This window comes from Streptosporangium sp. CA-135522, assembly GCF_050949235.1.
Taxonomy (GTDB): Bacteria; Actinomycetota; Actinomycetes; order Streptosporangiales; family Streptosporangiaceae; genus Streptosporangium.
In genome coordinates this window covers 3,606,676-3,621,610 of the sequence record NZ_CP192026.1, presented here as the reverse complement: position 1 = coordinate 3,621,610, position 14,935 = coordinate 3,606,676, and the positions used below count along the sequence as shown (strand labels likewise).

Below are 14,935 nucleotides of genomic sequence, written 5' to 3'. Positions count from 1 at the left end.
ATCTCGCTTCGCCGCCGTCTTTGGGTATCACTCGGTCATGACGACTCTGGACGTGGGTTGGGTGACCTGCGCCGCCCCGCAGTGCGCCGGATCGGCGCGGCAACCGTACGGACGCTGTCTGGCCCATCTCGACGGTGGCGAGCTCGACGAGGTGGTCCGCGGCCTGTCTCCCGGCTCCGCGGTCGACCTGCGGGGCACCACCGTCGGCGGGCCCCTGCTGGAGCGGATCCTGGCCGCCACGCACGGCCGCCTGGGCCGGGCCAGGTTCGACCGGGCGCTCTTTCCCGACGAGGCCAGGTTCGGCGACGTCGTGTTCGGCGGGGACGTCTCCTTCGACCACGCCCGCTTCCAGCGCCTCGCCTCGTTCCTCGACGCGCGCTTCGCGGGCAACGTCTCATTTCGGGAGGTCAGGTTCGCCAGGGAGCTGTCCCTGCACGGAGTGACCGTCGCCGGGCACGCCGCCTTCGACCGGGTGTCCGCCGGCCGGGACGCGTTGTTCGGCGCGGCCCGGTTCGGGCGGACCACGTCCTTCGAAAGCGCGGAGTTCCACAGCTTCGCCACCTTCGACGGCACCCGGTTCGCCGGCGACGTGACCTTCCGGGGGTGCCGGTTCGGCCGGGCGGTGTCCGTGCGCAGGGCGGAGTTCGGCGGGCGCGCCGGATTCGAGGCGGCACGGTTCTGGGCGGGCTGCTCGCTGTCGCCGGTCACGGCCGGCCGCCGTCTGAGCCTGGCCGGGGCGTGGGCGGGCAACGGTCTGGACGTGACGGTCCGTGACTGCGCGGTGGACCTGCGGCGGCTGCGGGTGGCCGGGCGGCTGACCGTGCGCCTCGACGGGGCGGACGCCGACCTGGAGGGCGCGACGCTGCGCGGTCCCGCCACGGTCACCGGCCGGGGCGGTGCGCGGGTGACCTCGCTGCGCGGGGTGGACTCCGAGGCGCTGGAGCTGAGCCGTGTGGACCTCAGCATCTGCGGCTTCACCGGGATCCGCCATCCCGAGCGGCTCCGGCTGAGCGGTTGCGCGTTCGCCACCACCCCTCGCGGCGTGCGGTTCGCGCTGCGCTGGCCGCCGCTGCGCTGGTGGACCCGGCGGCGCACCCTCGCCGACGAGCACGCCTGGCGCGGTTGGTCCGGATCCGAGACCGACCCGCCGACCCCGCACCGCCTCGCCGTCCTCTACTCCCGGCTGGGCACCGGCGTGGACGACAAGGCGACGGCCGCCGACTTCGCCTTCGGGGCGATGGAGATGCGCCGCGTCACCAGCCGGTCCTCCGGCCGCTGGCTGCTGTCGCTCTACTGGGTCCTGTGCGGGTACGGCCTGCGGATGGGCCGTGCCCTGGGGTGGTTCGCCCTGGTGGCGGCCATCACCGCGGGCAGCCTGCTGGTGAGTTCCGCCTCCCACGCCGCCCGCCGCCCGGCCGGTCCCCGGGTCCCCTCCCCTTCGATCCACCTGTCGCCCTGAGCGGCGGCCGGACCGTTCCGGGGGCTTATCAGGGAGGTCCCCGATATACCGATCCCGCGTTGAGGACCACGATGTGGGTTGAATACCCTTCAAAAGGGATCATCTGACTGGAGAGAGATATGGCGGGCGTGGGGGTCATCGACGACTATGTGACCGGGCTCGGCCGTACCCTCAAAGGCCCGCGGGGGCCGCGGCTCGACATGGTCGCCGAGGCGCGCGACAGCCTGCTCGACACCGCCGAGGCGCTGGAGGACGACGGGCTGGAGCGCGCCGAGGCCGAGCGGGCCGCGGTCGAGGACTTCGGCCCGCTCGGCGCGATCGCGCCGCGCTACCAGGAGGAGTTGTCGGCGCTGGCCGGCCGCAGGCTGGCCGCCCTGCTCTTCATCAGCGCGCCGCTCACCACGCTCATGTGGAGTGTGATCTGGCGGCTCTTCCCCGCCGGGTCGGCTTACACCGCCGGGCCGGACTGGCTCGCGCCGGTCTCGTACGTGCTGGACGTCCTGCAGGTCGGCATCGGGGTGCTCGGCGCGTTCGCGATGTTCGCGCTGGGGCGGGGGCTGCACCGGATCCGGCGTCCCCGGCTGGTCACCCGGTTGCTGGCGCTGTTCGTCTGGGCCGCCATGCCGGTCACGCTGGCCCTGTGCGTGGCGCTGATGTACGGCTCGCACGGCCCGGCCGGATTCTCCGGCTACCCGCTGGGCGTCGGGGTCGCGTTGGTGAGTGACGGGTTCTGGCTCCTGCAGTTGTACGGCGCGGCCCAGTGCCTGAGCGTCAGCCGGCACCGTCCCGTCGCCGTCTAGCGTGTGACTCCAGCACACCGCCGACCGCGCCGGCGAACTCCTGCCAGGCGGCGCGCTCCCGGGCCAGGGCGATACGCCCCGCCGGGGTCAGCCGGTAGGTGCGCCGCCTGCGACCGCCTGCCGTGGTCCATTCGCTGGTCAGGCGTCCCACCCGCTCCAGCCGGCGCAGCGCCGGGTAGAGGGTGCCGGTCGGCACGTTCAGCGCGCCCCCGCTGCGCTCCCGCAGCGCCTCGCTGATCGCGTAGCCGTGCAGGTGGTCGTGCTCCAGCACGGACATCAACAGGGCCTCGATGTGCCCCCGGAGCGCGTCGGCGTTCACGGGACCTCCCGCGCGGGCCCCACGCCCGCCCGCTCTCCCGGCTCTCTCACGATGACCTCCCAAGCCATAGAGTAGAATTTCTACATATAGACTGTCTACATCTAGGCAGCCATGACAACCGAGGTGACACCATGAACGTGCTCGACCTGGCTCGGACACAGTTCGCGGTGACGGGGAGTCTTCACTTCCTGTTCGTCGTACTGACCCTGGGCCTGGCCCCCCTTGTCGCGATCATGCACACTCGCCATGCCCTGACCGGCAAACCGGTCCACGAGCGGATGACCCGTTTCTGGGGTCAGATCTACGTGATCAACTACGCGCTCGGCATCGCCACCGGGTTGGTGATGGAGTTCCAGTTCGGCCTGAGCTGGAGCGGCCTGTCCCGCTACGCCGGAGACGTCTTCGGCGCGCCGCTCGCGATCGAGACGCTCGGGGCCTTCTTCCTGGAGTCCACCTTCCTCGGGTTGTGGATCTTCGGCTGGCACCGGCTGCCCAGGTGGCTCCACCTGGCGTGCATCTGGCTGGTGACGCTGACCGCCTACGCCTCCGCGTTCTGGATCATGGTTGCCAACTCGTTCCTGCAGAACCCGGCCGGAGCCGTGGAGCGAGGCGGCCGGCTGGTGCTGACCGACCTCGGCGCGCTGGTCACCAACCCCACGCTGACGATGGCACTGCCCCACGTGCTCGGCGCGGGCCTGTGGACCGGCGGTTTCGTGGTGATGGGGGCCAGCGCGTACCAGCTGTTCAGGCGGACCGCCGACCGGGAGTTCTTCACCGGCTCGCTCCGCCTGGGGGTGATCGCCGCGTTCGTGGGCTCGCTGATCACCGTCGGCTTCGGCTACGCCCAGTTCACCCCGGTTTCGGAGTTCCAGCCGGACAAGTTCAACGGCACGCCGGTGGTCGGGATCAGCCTGGACGCCATGATCGCGGTCGGACAGCTGCTGCAGCTCCTCATCATGTTCGTCCTGCTGCCCGTCGTGTACTGGCTGCCGCGCTGGCGCTGGACGCACCCGGTCCTCATGCTGATCACTCCGTTGCCGTTCCTCGCCGCGATCTGCGGCTGGCTGGTCCGCGAGATCGGCCGCCAGCCGTGGATGGTCAACGGCAGGCTCACGGTCGCCGACGCCATGTCCCCCGGCCTCACCTCCGGGATGGTCACCCTCTCGCTCATCGGATTCGCCGGCGTGCTCGGCCTTCTCGCGGTCGTCGACTATCTCCTGATCGCCCGCACCGTCCGGCGCGGGCCCGCCGCCGTCACCCTCGGCGCGGACGCCCCCGCCGAATCCACCGAGCCCGCGCACGCGCTCAGCTTCTAGGGAGAAGACCGTGGACATCCTCTGGACGGGCGTGTTCGCCCTCCTGCTGATCGGCTATTTCGCCCTGGAGGGCTTCGACATCGGTCTGGGCATGCTGCTGCCCGTGCTGGGCAGGACCCAGCCCGACCGTGACCGCATCGTCGCCGCCATGGCGCCGTTCGTCCTGGCCAACGAGGTGTGGCTGGTGGCCGTGGCGGGCGTGCTGTTCGGCGCCTTCCCCTCGGTCGAGGAAGAGGCGCTGTTCGCCCTCTACCCGCTGGTGGTCACCCTGCTCGTGTCGTGGATCCTGCGTGACGCGGGCCTGTGGTTCCGTCGCCGTCTCGACGGCCACGCCTGGCGGGCGGCCTGGGACTGGGTGATCTGCCTCGGTTCGTACGGCCTGGCGGTGAGCTGGGGCATGGCCCTGGTCGCGATGGCCGGCGGCCTGTCCGGCCCGCCGATCGGCCTGCTCGGTCTGGCCGGCGGCGTGGTGGTCGCCGCGGCGTTCGCCTTCCACGGCTGGACCTTCCTGTCCTGGCGGCTGCCCGGGCAGGTGACCGGCGCGAGCCGGACCGGCGGAGCGCTGCTGGTCTCGGCGTGCGTCGCCGCCGCGCCCCCCGCGGTGCTGCTCGCCGTGCTCGTTCCGTGGCTGCTGGAACACATCGCCCCCGCTGGGACGCTGAATGTGTTGAGTGTCATGATTGCGCCGCTCGCGCCGCTCATGGTCGCGGCGCAAGTATGGGTGTGGCGCACGTTCGGTCCCCGGCGTGCGACCGACCGGATCCCGTCGTTCTTCTAAGGTTCCCATGCACAAGGATCTCCTACGGCTTGCCCGGAGTGAGCGGGCCGTCCGCCGCCATCTGGCCCTCTGCCTGGCCGCAGCGGTCCTGGCCGGACTGCTCGTCCTGGTCCAGGCGGAGCTGCTGGCCGGGGTGCTGTCCGGACGGTTCGCGACCTCGGCCCTGGTCTTCCTGGCACTGGTCGTCGGCGTCCGGGCGGCGCTGGGCCTGGCGCAGGGCGTCGCCGCCGGCCGTACGACGACCGGCGTGAAGTCGGCGCTGCGCCATCGGCTGCTGTCGCGCCTTCAGGAGCTGGGCCCGGCCCGGCTGACCGCGCACCGTTCCGGTGAGCTGGTCACGCTGACCGGGCGGGGTCTGGACGCCCTCGACCCCTACCTGTCGGGCTATCTCCCGGCGGCCGCGGTGGCGGGGGTCGTGCCGGTCGCCGTGCTCGTGCGGCTGTTCGCCGCCGACCTGACCAGCGCGCTGATCGTGCTGGTCACGCTTCCGCTCATTCCGATCTTCGGCGCGCTGGTCGGCATGCACACCAAGGCCGTCACCGAACGGCAGTGGCAGGCCCTGGCCCGCCTCGGCGGCCATTTCCTGGACGTGGTCCGGGGACTGCCCACGCTGCGCGCCTTCGGCCGGGCCCGGTTCCAGGCCGGGGTGATCCGGCAGGTCGCCGACGCCCATCGCGGCGCGACCATGCGCACGCTGCGAGTGGCGTTCCTGTCGTCGCTGGTGCTGGAGCTGGCCGCCTCGCTGTCGCTGGCGCTGGTCGCCGTGCCGGTGGGCCTGCGGCTGCTGTCCGGCTCGCTGGAGCTGTCGACCGCGCTGCTGGTGCTGCTACTCGCTCCCGAGGCGTATCTGCCGCTGCGCAACATGGGCAACAGGTTCCACGCGGCGATGGAGGGGGTCGCGGCGGCCGACCAGGCCTTCGCCGTACTCGACGGTCAGGCGGAGCGTCCCGCGGAGGATGGGCGGGCGCGCGGCGCCGACGGCGGCGCGGCGCCGGAGATCCGGCTGGAGAACGTCACCGTCCGCTACCCGGACCGCGAGGAGGCCGCGCTGCAGGACGTCTCCCTGGTGATCGCGCCCGGCGAACGGGTCGCGCTGGTCGGCGAGAGCGGCGCCGGCAAGAGCACCCTGCTGCACCTGCTGCTCGGTTTCGTCTCCCCCACGGCCGGTCGGATCCTGGTCGACGGCGTCGAGCTCACCGACCTCGGCTCCTGGCGCGAGCGGCTGGCCTTCGTGCCTCAGCGGCCCCACCTGTTCGCGACCTCGGTGGCCGACAACATCAGGCTCGGCTTCCCCGGCGCGACGCCGGAGCAGGTCCGGACGGCGGCGGAGGCCGCGCACGCCGACGAGTTCGTGGCGGCGCTGCCCGAGGGATACGAGACGGTGCTCGGTGAGCGCGGCGCGAACCTGTCGGCCGGGCAGCGGCAGCGGGTCGCGCTCGCCCGCGCGTTCTGCCGCCCCTCGACCGACGTCCTGCTGCTCGACGAGCCGACCGCACGGCTCGACGGCCGCAGCGAGGGCGCGGTCGTGACCGCCACCCGCGAGCTGGCCGGGGGCCGCACCTCCGTGATCGTGGCCCACCGGCCCGCGATGATCGACCTGGCCGACAGGGTGATCCGGATCGCCGACGGCCGCGTGGTGTCCGACGGGGCTGCGTCCCCCGGGCCCGGCCGGGCGGCCGGCTCCGAACGCGCAGTGACCGGCGAGGCCGTGTCGGCGCAGAAGATCGGAGGTTCTCGATGAACCGGGCGGGTGGACGGCTGGCCCTGGCCGCCGCGGCGGGGGCAGCGGCCGAACTGGCGGGTCTGGGGCTGATCGGATCGGCGGCGTGGCTGATCACCAGGGCCGCCGAGCAGCCCCCGCTCGCGGCGCTGAGCGTGGCGATCGTCGGGGTCCGGGCGTTCGCGACGAGCAAGGGCGTCTTCCGGTACGGCGAGCGTCTGGCCGGGCACGACGTGGCGCTGCGGGCCCAGGCGACGACCCGGGAGCGGCTGTACCGGGCACTCATCCCGGCCGGGCCGCTGAACCACCGGGGAGCCGACCTGCTCAGCCGGATGGTCGACGACACCGACGCCGCGCAGGACCTGCTGGTCCGCTGCCTGCTGCCGGCGGCGGCGGCGCTGGTCACCGCGGTGGCCGCGGTCGTGATGGCGCTGTTCCTGCTGCCGGCGGCGGCGCTGGTGCTGCTGGCCGGCCTGCTGGTGGCCGGGGTGCTGATCCCGGCCGGCACGGCCGCCGCCGCCCGCCGCTGGTCGGCGCGGATCGCCCCCGCGCGGGCCGACCTGGCCGCCCGGGTCGCCGACCTGGTGCACGGCTCGGCGGACCTGGCCGCCTACGGGGCCGAGGAGCGGGCGCTGGCGGCCTGCGCCGAGGCCGACGCCCGGCTGGCCGCACTGGAGCGCCGGCAGGCCCGGGCGAACGCGGTGGCCATGGGACTGGGCGTGCTCGCCCAGGGCCTGACCGTGCTGGGGGTCGTCCTGACCGCCCGTAGCGCCGGGGCCGGCGCGGTCGTCACCGCGGTGCTCGCGCTGACCTCGCTGGTGTCGTTCGAGCCGGTGCTGCCGATGGCGGCGGCCGGAGAGCGCCTGACCGGCGTGCTCGCCGCCCTGCGCCGCCTGCGGGACGTCCGCGCGACCCCACCCGCCGCGACCGAGCCCACCGCCCCCGCCACCCTCCCCGACGGCCCGCCGACCGTCGAGATCGACGACCTGGTGGTCCGGCACAGCGCCGACCGCGCCCCCGCCCTCAACGGCGTCAGCCTCACCCTCACCCCCGGCAGGCGCGTCGCCCTGGTCGGCCCCAGCGGCGCCGGCAAGAGCACTCTGATCTCGGCCCTGATGCGCCTGGTCGAACCCGAGTCCGGCACGATCCGGCTGAGCGGGGTGGAGATCCGGGAGCTGCCCTCCGACGACGTCCGGCGGGTGATGACGGGCCTGACCCAGGACCCGTACGTCTTCCAGGCCTCGCTGCGGGACAATCTGCGGCTGGCCGGTCCGGAGGCCGGCGAGGAGGAGATGACGCAGGCCGTACGGCGGGCTCGTCTGGAGCGGTGGGTGGAGCGGACCGGATGGGACACCGTGCTCGGCGAGGACGGCCGGACGGTGTCCGGAGGGCAGTTGCAGCGGCTGGCGCTGGCCCGGGCCCTGCTGAACGACCCGCCGGTGCTGCTGCTGGACGAGCCCGCCGAGGCACTGGACGAGGAGACGGCCGACGCGCTCATGGCCGACCTGCTGGACGCCACCCACGGCCACACGACGCTGCTGATCACTCACCGCCTTCGCGGGCTGGAGCAGGTGGACGAGATCGTCGTGCTGGAGAACGGTTCGGTGGTCCAGCGCGGCACCCACGGAGAGCTGGTCGACGTCCCGGGGTACTACCGCGACCTGTGGCGGTCGGAGGCGCTGACCGCCGGGCGCTGAGTCGTCCACGGGACGGCCGGGGCGTCGGGGCGGAGCCCGATCGAGACATCCGGGATATCGGGGCGGCCGGTGAGAGCTCCCCTACGCCCCGGGAAGGACGCGCCCGGGTGAGAAGCCGGTGGAAACCCGGCGGGAAACCGAATGCGGCGCCGGGTTCGCGGTGAACCCGGCGCCGTATCGGTCGGTGACGGCTACTCCCCCGTCTTCTCCACGAGGGTGACCTCGGCGGTCTGCGTCCGGCCGTCGCGGACGTAGGTGACGGTCGCCTTCTGCCCCGGCTCGAAGCCGCGGACCGCGCCGATCACGGTGGCGGCGTCCTCGACCTGGGTGTCGTTGATCTTCGTGATCAGGTCGCCCTGCTTGATCCCGGCCTTCGCCGCGGGACTGCCGTCGGTCACCTGGCCCACCAGGGCCCCGCCCGCGTCGCCGGTGGCGTCGGCGACGCTCACGCCCAGGAAGGCGTGGACGACCTTGCCCTTGTCGATGAGTTGCTGGGCCACCTGCTTGGCGGTGTTGATCGGAATGGCGAAGCCGACGCCGATGTTGCCCTCGCCGCCGTTGGTGGCGATGGCGCTGTTGATGCCGACCACCTGGCCCGAGGCGTTGACCAGGGCGCCGCCCGAGTTGCCGGGGTTGATCGCCGCGTCGGTCTGGATGGCGCCACCGATGGTGGTGGGCGCGCTGCCGCCCTGCTGCATGCCGCCGCCCCAGCCGGGCGGGAGCTGTTGCTGCTGCTGGCCGCCGACGGTCAGCGTGCGGTTCAGCGCGCTGACGATCCCGGCGGTGACCGAGCCCGACAGTCCGAGCGGGCTGCCGATGGCGAGCACCGAGTCACCCACCTTGAGCTTGTCGCTGTCGCCGATCGCGGCCCGGGTGAGGCCGGAGACGTTCTCGGCGCGGATGACGGCGAGGTCGGTGGCCGGGTCGGTACCGACGATCTTCGCGGTGGCGGTCTTGCCGTCGCTGAACTTGACGCTCACCTGAGCGCCCTGGCCCAGCCCACCGGCCGCCACCACGTGGTTGTTGGTCAGGATCAGCCCGTCGGCCGACAGCACCACGCCGGATCCCTCGCCGCCGCCGTTGGCGGTCTTGACCTGGATGGACACCACCGCGGGCTGGACGGCCTTGGCGACGTCGGCGATCGTGGTCACGTTGCTGACCGGGCTGGCCGGGTTGATGACCGGGCTGGCGACGGAGGCGACCGTGGTGGGGCCGCCGAACGAGGTCGCGGCGAAGGCCCCCGCCACTCCGCCGCCGACGGCCATCGCGGCCAGCGCGAGACCCGCGCCCAGCTTCTGCGCGGCGGTGAGCGGGACCCGCTGGGCGGGCACCGGCGGCGCCGCCACGGCCGCTCCCTGCACCGGGTTGATCAGTGTCGGCTGCGGTTCGGTGTTCCTTCCCGCGCGGTACTCGCCCACGCGCGGCGGCGTACTGCCGAACTGGCTCCAGCCGTCGTTACCGGAGGTCGTCTCGGCCTGGGCGATGTCCTGCTGCTCATTCTTGTTCGGGTCCATGTCTTCCCCCAAGTCCTGCGTCCGCCCGTGGATCGCCGGGCGGCGACCGGTCCTCCCGGTGACTGAAACGATGCCCCAGCGTGCGTAAGCGCAGGTTAAGAGGATGATCTCGGTTGTTCGAATCCTCTGACAACGGCCTTATCCCGGCTGGTCAAAACGGGTTGATGGCCCCGAAAACAGTCAGGACTCATCGACCATAGGCGCTAGAGTCACCGCGGATCAGTGCCGACGCCCTGGGGCAGGAGCGCGTCGCCGAGCATGCGCCAATACGGCATCGCGGACCGGCCCGGCTCGATTCCGATCACCTGCACGGCGACATGGTCGGCGCCGGCCTCGACGTGGGAGTGGAGCTTGTCGACGATGGCGTCCAGGTCGCCCCAGAACACGAGGTCGTCGACGAGGCGGTCGCTGCCGCCGTCGGCGATCTCCTCTTCCGAATAGCCCAGCCGGCGGAACTTCGCGATGTTGTAGGTGGTGTTCAGGTAGGGGTGCAGGTGCTCGCGCGCGATCGCGCGGGCCCTGTCGGGGTCGGGCTCGAACAGCACCGCGTGTTCGACGCCCAGGAACGCGTCCGGTCCGAGGATCTCCCGCGTGTGCGCGGTGTGCGCCACGTTGACGTGGTAGGTGAGGGCGCCGGCAGAGCGGTCGCGAGCCAGCTCGAGCATCTTGGGCCCATACGCGGCCAGGATGCGGCGCATCGGAGCCTTCGGCGGGTTGGACGCCTTGAGCGCGTCCAACTCGTCGAGATACCCGGTCATGGCGGCCAGAGGCTTGACCCCCGGCTGCGGCACGCCGCCGAATCCCAGACCGAGCACGTGACGGTCGGGGTAGGCGTCGGCCAGGAGGAGGCCGGCGCCGTACGCCCACTGGGCGCCGCGCGACCAGATCTGCGCGATGCCGTTGACGATGTGCATCCGCTCGGTGCAGGAGAGCAGATAGCCGGCGTGTGTGAACGCCTCGCGCCCGGCGAGCTCGGGAATCCAGAACGCCTGCCATCCCCGCTCCTCGAGCTCCTGGATCGACTCGCGCATCTGCGCGGCTGACAGGTGCTCGAAGTCGAAGGTGTAGATCCCGAACGTCCCCAGATCCAAGCCGTCGATGCCCATCGAACATTCTCCTCGCGTTCGGCACTTATCAAGTCACATCGAAGTATCGCAAAATGTCGATATGATGCACAAGTCGCTTCATCGCAAGCCCGCTCCGAGACCGCCGGCGAGCGACGCCGCAGACGTCAGAGCGTCCGCCCGAGCGTGGCGACGAGCTGGGCGATGCGCTGCTCGTCACGCTTGTAGTGGGTCCACTTGCCCACGCGCGTCGCCCGCACCAAACCCGCTCGCTGCAGTTCGGCCATGTAGGCCGACACCGTCGACTGCGCGAGCCCCACCTTGGCCTGGATGTGACTCACGCACACCCCTACTTCGACCGGGTCGGCTATCGCCCCCTCCAGCGAGAAGTGACGCTCGGGCTCGCGCAACCACGACAGCAGCTGCAACCGTACCGGGTTCGCCAGCGCCCGCAGCACGTCGACCAGGTCGGGATCCGATGAGAGCACAGTCTCCGCCATGAACCCCGATCATACGCTATACCGACGTTTCGGAATACTTCGATATGAGTGAGGGTGTGCACGCTCGGCCGGAGGTCAGAAGGTGAAGCCCTGACCCGACCCCTCGCTCGGCTGCGTTCCCCGCAGCTCGGCTTCCAGACCGGGCACCAGGCGCTCGAGGGCCTCGTGCCACTCTCGGTGCCGCCCGGGGTGTTCCACCATGGCTCCGCATGTCCTGCACATGGGGGGTTGGGGCTGCGTCATGTCGGGATCCCTCCAAGCTAGGCGATCGACAGCACTGAGCCTTGGCGGGGAGGTCACTTCCCGTTCGGGTCTCGTGGATGGTCGCCTGCCCTGTCAGGACGGTCCGGAACCCTGTTAGGCGGACGGGTCTTCCTGGCGAGGCCGCCCATCCGGGCAACGGCCGCCGTCCCAGCCCGCGGTGCTGGGACGGCGGCTGCCCGGAGGAGGGCGCGGACCCGGGCCGGCCGCACGCCGGCAAGGGTTCTCACATGGTTGGACGCCGCAGGCGGCAGGAGAGTTCACCGCACCCGGTTTCCCGGGCGGTCCGCATCCCGTCTCCCCGGCGCGGCGCCTCCACGGTCAGGAGCCCGGCCAGTACTCCTCGCGCAGAAGGCGCTTGTAGAGCTTTCCCGTGGGGTGCCGGGGCAGCTCCTCGCGGAAGTCGACGGACCTGGGACATTTGTAGGGGGCGAGCCCGGAGCGGCAGTAGTCGATCAGCTCCGCCTCCAGCTCCGGACCGGCCAGGTCCATGGAGCTCGGCTGGACGACCGCCTTGACCTGCTCGCCCATCTCCTCGTCCGGGACGCCGAAGACCGCCACGTCCGCCACCTTCGGGTGGATCGACAGGATGTTCTCGGCCTCCTGCGGATAGACGTTCACCCCGCCGGAGATGATCATGTAGGAGCGGCGGTCGGTGAGGTAGAGGAAGCCGTCCTCGTCGAGGTAGCCGATGTCGCCGAGAGTGGTCCAGCCCCGGCCCCGCGGGTCCTGTGAGGCTCTCGTCTTGTCCTCGTCGCCGTGGTAGACGAAACGGGGGCCGTCGGAGAAATAGACCGTGCCGTGCTCGCGCGGCGGCAGCTCGTCACCATCCTCGTCGCACACGTGCACCACGCCGAGCAGCGACCGGCCGACCGTGCCCTTGTGCTTGAGCCAGTCGTCCGAGCCGACGTAGAGGAATCCGTTGCCCTCGGTCCCGGCGTAGTACTCGTGGATGATCGGCCCCCACCACTCGATCATCTGTTCCTTGACGGGGACCGGGCAGGGCGCGGCGGCGTGGATGGCGCATTTCAGCGACGACAGGTCGTAGCGCGACCGCACCGGCTCGGGCAGCTTGAGCAGTTTGATGAACATGGTCGGCACCCACTGCGAGTGCGTGACGCCGTACCTCTCGATCAGCGCGAGCGCCTGTTCGGGGTCGAACCTCTCCATCACCACGATCGTCGCGCCGAGCCGCTGGAAGTTCATGCAGTAGCGCAGCGGAGCGGCGTGGTAGAGCGGCGCCGGGGAGAGGTAGACGCTGCCGGGCGAGGGATCGAACAGGAACTGGATGAGCTGCAGCAGCGGCCCCGGCGCGTCCAGCGGAGCCTTGGACCGGGTGGGTTTGACGCCTTTGGGCCGTCCGGTGGTGCCGGAGGAGTAGAGCATGTCCACGCCCTGACACTCGTCCTCGACGGGCGTGGCGGGATGGGCCGCCACCGCCTCCTCATAGGAGACGAAGCCGGGGGCGGCGCCGTCCAGCATGAGCCTGAGCTCCACCTTCGGCGTCGCGGCCGTGATCGAGGTGGCGACCTCGGCCAGTCGGGCGGAGGAGACGAAGACGCGGGCCTCGCAGTTGTCGACGATGTAGGCGAGTTCGTCGGTCTTCAGCCGCGAGCTGATGGCCGTGTAGTACAGGCCCGACCGGTGCGCGGCCCAGGCGACCGCCAGGAACAGCGGATGGTTCTCCAGCATGAAGGCGACATGGTCTCCCGGCTGGAGCCCGGCGGCGCGCAACAGGTGGGCGAGCCGGTTGGACTCCTCGTCCAGCTCGCGGAAGGTCATGACCTGCCCGGAGTCCGCCATGATCACGGCGGGCTTGTCCGGCGAGATCGCCGCGATGGCTCCAGGATGCATGAAACAGAACATTACTCGGTTCGATGTTCGGTGAGAAGACACGGCCTCGAAGGAGATTCCGGGATCAGGCGGCCGGGATGACGGCTCCCTGGTAGGTCTGCTCGATGAACTGCTTCACCTCGGGACCGGCGAGCAGCTTGGCGAGCTTGACCACGCGCGGGTCCTGCTCCTTGCCCGCGGCCACGACCAGGCCGTTGGCGTAGGGGTTGCCCACGGCCTTCTCCAGCACCAGCGCGCTCTGGGCCGGCTTGAGACCGGCCTCCAGCGCGTAGTTGCCGTTGATGACGGCCGCGTCCACGTCCTCCAGCGAGCGGGGCAGCTGGGCGGCCTCCAGCGGCTGGAACTTCAGGCTCTTGGGGTTGCCGGTCACGTCGCGCTCGGTGGCCGCGGTGCCGACCCCCTCCTTCAGAGTGACCAGGCCGTTGTCCGCGAGCAGCTTCAGCGCGCGTCCCAGGTTGGTGGCGTCGTTCGGCACGGCGACGGTCGCGTTCTGAGGCAGCGCGGCGACGCCGGTGATCTTCTTGGAGTAGAGGCCCAGCGGCTCCAGGTGGACCGGCTGGACGAAGCTCAGCTTGGTGCCCTTGGAGGTGTTGAAGTCGTCCAGGTAGGGCTTGTGCTGGAAGTAGTTGGCCCCGAGCTGGCCGTCGTTGAGCTGGAGGTTCGGCTGGACGTAGTCGGTGAACTCGACGATCTCCAGGTTCAGGCCCTCCTTGGCGGCGAGCTTGTCCTTGACGAATTTCAGGATCTGCGCATGCGGGACCGGGCTCGCGCCGACCTTGAGCGCCTCCGCGGCGGAACTCCTGTTCGCGGTGCCGGCGGCGGCGGTGGTCTCGCTCGAGCCGCAGGCCGTCAACGCGAGGGCCAGTGCGGTGATCGCGGACGCTGTCGCGAAGAACTTGCGCATGACGTGTGCTCCTTGTGGGCGTGGAAAACCGCAGGACCCTGCTTGTGGCGGGCCCCGGGGGAAGGGAGAGGGGTCAGTGACGCGCGAGACGGCGGGCGACGGTGTCACCCAGTGTCTGCACGAGCTGGACGATGACGATCAGCACGACGACGGTGACCACCATGAGCGTGGTCTCGAAGCGCTGGTAGCCGTAACGGATGGCCAGGTCTCCGAGCCCGCCACCGCCGATCGCCCCGGCCATCGCCGAATAGGAGATCAGCGCGACCACGGTCACGGTGAGTCCCGCGACCAGGCCGGCCATCGCCTCGGGCAGCAGGACCTTGCCGACGATGGTGGCCTGGCCGGCCCCCATGGCCTGGGCCGCCTGCACCTTGTCCCGGCCGACCTCGCGCAGCGCGGTCTCCACCAGCCGGGCGAAGAACGGCGCCGCGCCGAGGGTCAGCGGGACCACCGAGGCGACCGTGCCGATGGTCGTGCCCACGATCAGCCGGGTCAACGGGATCACCGCGATCATCAGAACGATGAACGGCAGGGAGCGGCCGACGTTGACGACCAACCCGAGCACCCGGTTCAGCGTCCACGAGGGGAACAGGCCGTCCCGCTCGGTGGCGACCAGCGCCACTCCGAGCGGCAGCCCGATCAGCACGGTGAACAGGGTGGACCAGGCGACCATCTGGGCGGTCTGCCAGGTCGACTCCCACAGCAGGGGGGCCATCTCATCCCATGTCATGCGATCTCCTCCGTCGGCC

14 protein-coding genes are annotated in these 14,935 nt (G+C 71.2%); 6 read left to right on the top strand and 8 right to left on the bottom strand.

The genetic code is table 11. The features are described 5' to 3' along the window. Window positions 1-37: 37 nt before the first annotated feature. Together ACQPYK_RS17050 and ACQPYK_RS17045 are read left to right on the top strand one after the other, a co-directional pair. Entirely contained in the window at window positions 38-1,459 is a 1,422-nt protein-coding gene (locus ACQPYK_RS17050; RefSeq protein WP_433256306.1) for a pentapeptide repeat-containing protein, read from the top strand. A 119-nt stretch (window positions 1,460-1,578) separates the two neighbouring features. Continuing rightward, entirely contained in the window at window positions 1,579-2,259 is a 681-nt protein-coding gene (locus ACQPYK_RS17045; protein ID WP_433256305.1) for a permease prefix domain 1-containing protein, read from the top strand. Here ACQPYK_RS17045 and ACQPYK_RS17040 read toward each other — a convergent pair. Continuing rightward, complete coding sequence (locus ACQPYK_RS17040; protein ID WP_433256303.1) at window positions 2,231-2,578, bottom strand: PadR family transcriptional regulator; 348 nt, start codon at window positions 2,576-2,578, stop codon at window positions 2,231-2,233. The genes ACQPYK_RS17045 and ACQPYK_RS17040 overlap by 29 nt on opposite strands. 131 nt (window positions 2,579-2,709) lie before the next feature. Here ACQPYK_RS17040 and ACQPYK_RS17035 point away from each other — a divergent pair, with 131 nt between their 5' ends. From ACQPYK_RS17035 to cydC, 4 genes are read left to right on the top strand one after another with little or no spacing between them, the layout of a single operon-like run. Beyond that, window positions 2,710-3,894 carry a cytochrome ubiquinol oxidase subunit I gene (locus ACQPYK_RS17035; RefSeq protein WP_433256302.1) on the top strand — a complete coding sequence of 395 codons (1,185 nt, stop codon included), beginning with the start codon at window positions 2,710-2,712 and terminating at the stop codon, window positions 3,892-3,894. A 10-nt stretch (window positions 3,895-3,904) separates the two neighbouring features. Further along, a complete protein-coding gene (locus ACQPYK_RS17030; protein ID WP_433256300.1) occupies window positions 3,905-4,672 on the top strand; it encodes a cytochrome d ubiquinol oxidase subunit II in 768 nt (255 codons plus the stop codon). Window positions 4,673-4,679: 7 nt separating this feature from the next. Next, window positions 4,680-6,413, top strand: coding sequence for a thiol reductant ABC exporter subunit CydD (cydD, locus tag ACQPYK_RS17025; RefSeq protein WP_433256298.1), 1,734 nt, complete (start codon window positions 4,680-4,682; stop codon window positions 6,411-6,413). Continuing rightward, complete coding sequence (gene cydC, locus ACQPYK_RS17020) at window positions 6,410-8,089, top strand: thiol reductant ABC exporter subunit CydC (RefSeq protein ID WP_433256296.1); 1,680 nt, start codon at window positions 6,410-6,412, stop codon at window positions 8,087-8,089. The genes cydD and cydC overlap by 4 nt, the downstream gene beginning before the upstream one ends. 191 nt (window positions 8,090-8,280) lie before the next feature. Here cydC and ACQPYK_RS17015 read toward each other — a convergent pair whose 3' ends face one another. The 7 genes from ACQPYK_RS17015 to ACQPYK_RS16985 all read right to left on the bottom strand — a co-directional run bounded on the left by ACQPYK_RS17015 (window position 8,281) and on the right by ACQPYK_RS16985 (window position 14,916). Then, window positions 8,281-9,603 carry a trypsin-like peptidase domain-containing protein gene (locus ACQPYK_RS17015; protein WP_433256294.1) on the bottom strand — a complete coding sequence of 441 codons (1,323 nt, stop codon included), beginning with the start codon at window positions 9,601-9,603 and terminating at the stop codon, window positions 8,281-8,283. Window positions 9,604-9,812: 209 nt separating this feature from the next. Continuing rightward, entirely contained in the window at window positions 9,813-10,709 is an 897-nt protein-coding gene (locus ACQPYK_RS17010) for a TIGR03620 family F420-dependent LLM class oxidoreductase (protein WP_433256293.1), read from the bottom strand. 125 nt (window positions 10,710-10,834) lie between these two features. Beyond that, the gene (locus ACQPYK_RS17005) at window positions 10,835-11,167 is read right to left on the bottom strand and encodes an ArsR/SmtB family transcription factor (RefSeq protein ID WP_433256292.1); all 333 of its coding nucleotides are present in this window, start codon (window positions 11,165-11,167) and stop codon (window positions 10,835-10,837) included. 75 nt (window positions 11,168-11,242) lie between these two features. Next, entirely contained in the window at window positions 11,243-11,410 is a 168-nt protein-coding gene (locus ACQPYK_RS17000) for a hypothetical protein (RefSeq protein ID WP_433256290.1), read from the bottom strand. Between the two features lie 339 nt (window positions 11,411-11,749). Beyond that, entirely contained in the window at window positions 11,750-13,282 is a 1,533-nt protein-coding gene (locus ACQPYK_RS16995; protein ID WP_433256289.1) for an acyl-CoA synthetase, read from the bottom strand. A 64-nt stretch (window positions 13,283-13,346) separates the two neighbouring features. Then, a complete protein-coding gene (locus ACQPYK_RS16990; protein WP_433256287.1) occupies window positions 13,347-14,186 on the bottom strand; it encodes a MetQ/NlpA family ABC transporter substrate-binding protein in 840 nt (279 codons plus the stop codon). Window positions 14,187-14,259: 73 nt separating this feature from the next. Then, window positions 14,260-14,916, bottom strand: coding sequence for a methionine ABC transporter permease (locus tag ACQPYK_RS16985; protein WP_433256286.1), 657 nt, complete (start codon window positions 14,914-14,916; stop codon window positions 14,260-14,262). Between the last annotated feature and the right edge of the window lie 19 nt (window positions 14,917-14,935).

Coding starts and splice junctions, on each gene's coding strand:
- ACQPYK_RS17050 (WP_433256306.1), top strand. CDS start 38: ATGACGACTCTGGACGTGGGTTGGGTGACCTGCGCCGCCCCGCAGTGC.
- ACQPYK_RS17045 (WP_433256305.1), top strand. CDS start 1,579: ATGGCGGGCGTGGGGGTCATCGACGACTATGTGACCGGGCTCGGCCGT.
- ACQPYK_RS17035 (WP_433256302.1), top strand. CDS start 2,710: ATGAACGTGCTCGACCTGGCTCGGACACAGTTCGCGGTGACGGGGAGT.
- cydD (WP_433256298.1), top strand. CDS start 4,680: ATGCACAAGGATCTCCTACGGCTTGCCCGGAGTGAGCGGGCCGTCCGC.
- cydC (WP_433256296.1), top strand. CDS start 6,410: ATGAACCGGGCGGGTGGACGGCTGGCCCTGGCCGCCGCGGCGGGGGCA.
- ACQPYK_RS17015 (WP_433256294.1), bottom strand. CDS start 9,603: ATGGACCCGAACAAGAATGAGCAGCAGGACATCGCCCAGGCCGAGACG.
- ACQPYK_RS17010 (WP_433256293.1), bottom strand. CDS start 10,709: ATGGGCATCGACGGCTTGGATCTGGGGACGTTCGGGATCTACACCTTC.
- ACQPYK_RS17005 (WP_433256292.1), bottom strand. CDS start 11,167: ATGGCGGAGACTGTGCTCTCATCGGATCCCGACCTGGTCGACGTGCTG.
- ACQPYK_RS17000 (WP_433256290.1), bottom strand. CDS start 11,410: ATGACGCAGCCCCAACCCCCCATGTGCAGGACATGCGGAGCCATGGTG.
- ACQPYK_RS16995 (WP_433256289.1), bottom strand. CDS start 13,282: ATGCATCCTGGAGCCATCGCGGCGATCTCGCCGGACAAGCCCGCCGTG.
- ACQPYK_RS16990 (WP_433256287.1), bottom strand. CDS start 14,186: ATGCGCAAGTTCTTCGCGACAGCGTCCGCGATCACCGCACTGGCCCTC.
- ACQPYK_RS16985 (WP_433256286.1), bottom strand. CDS start 14,916: ATGACATGGGATGAGATGGCCCCCCTGCTGTGGGAGTCGACCTGGCAG.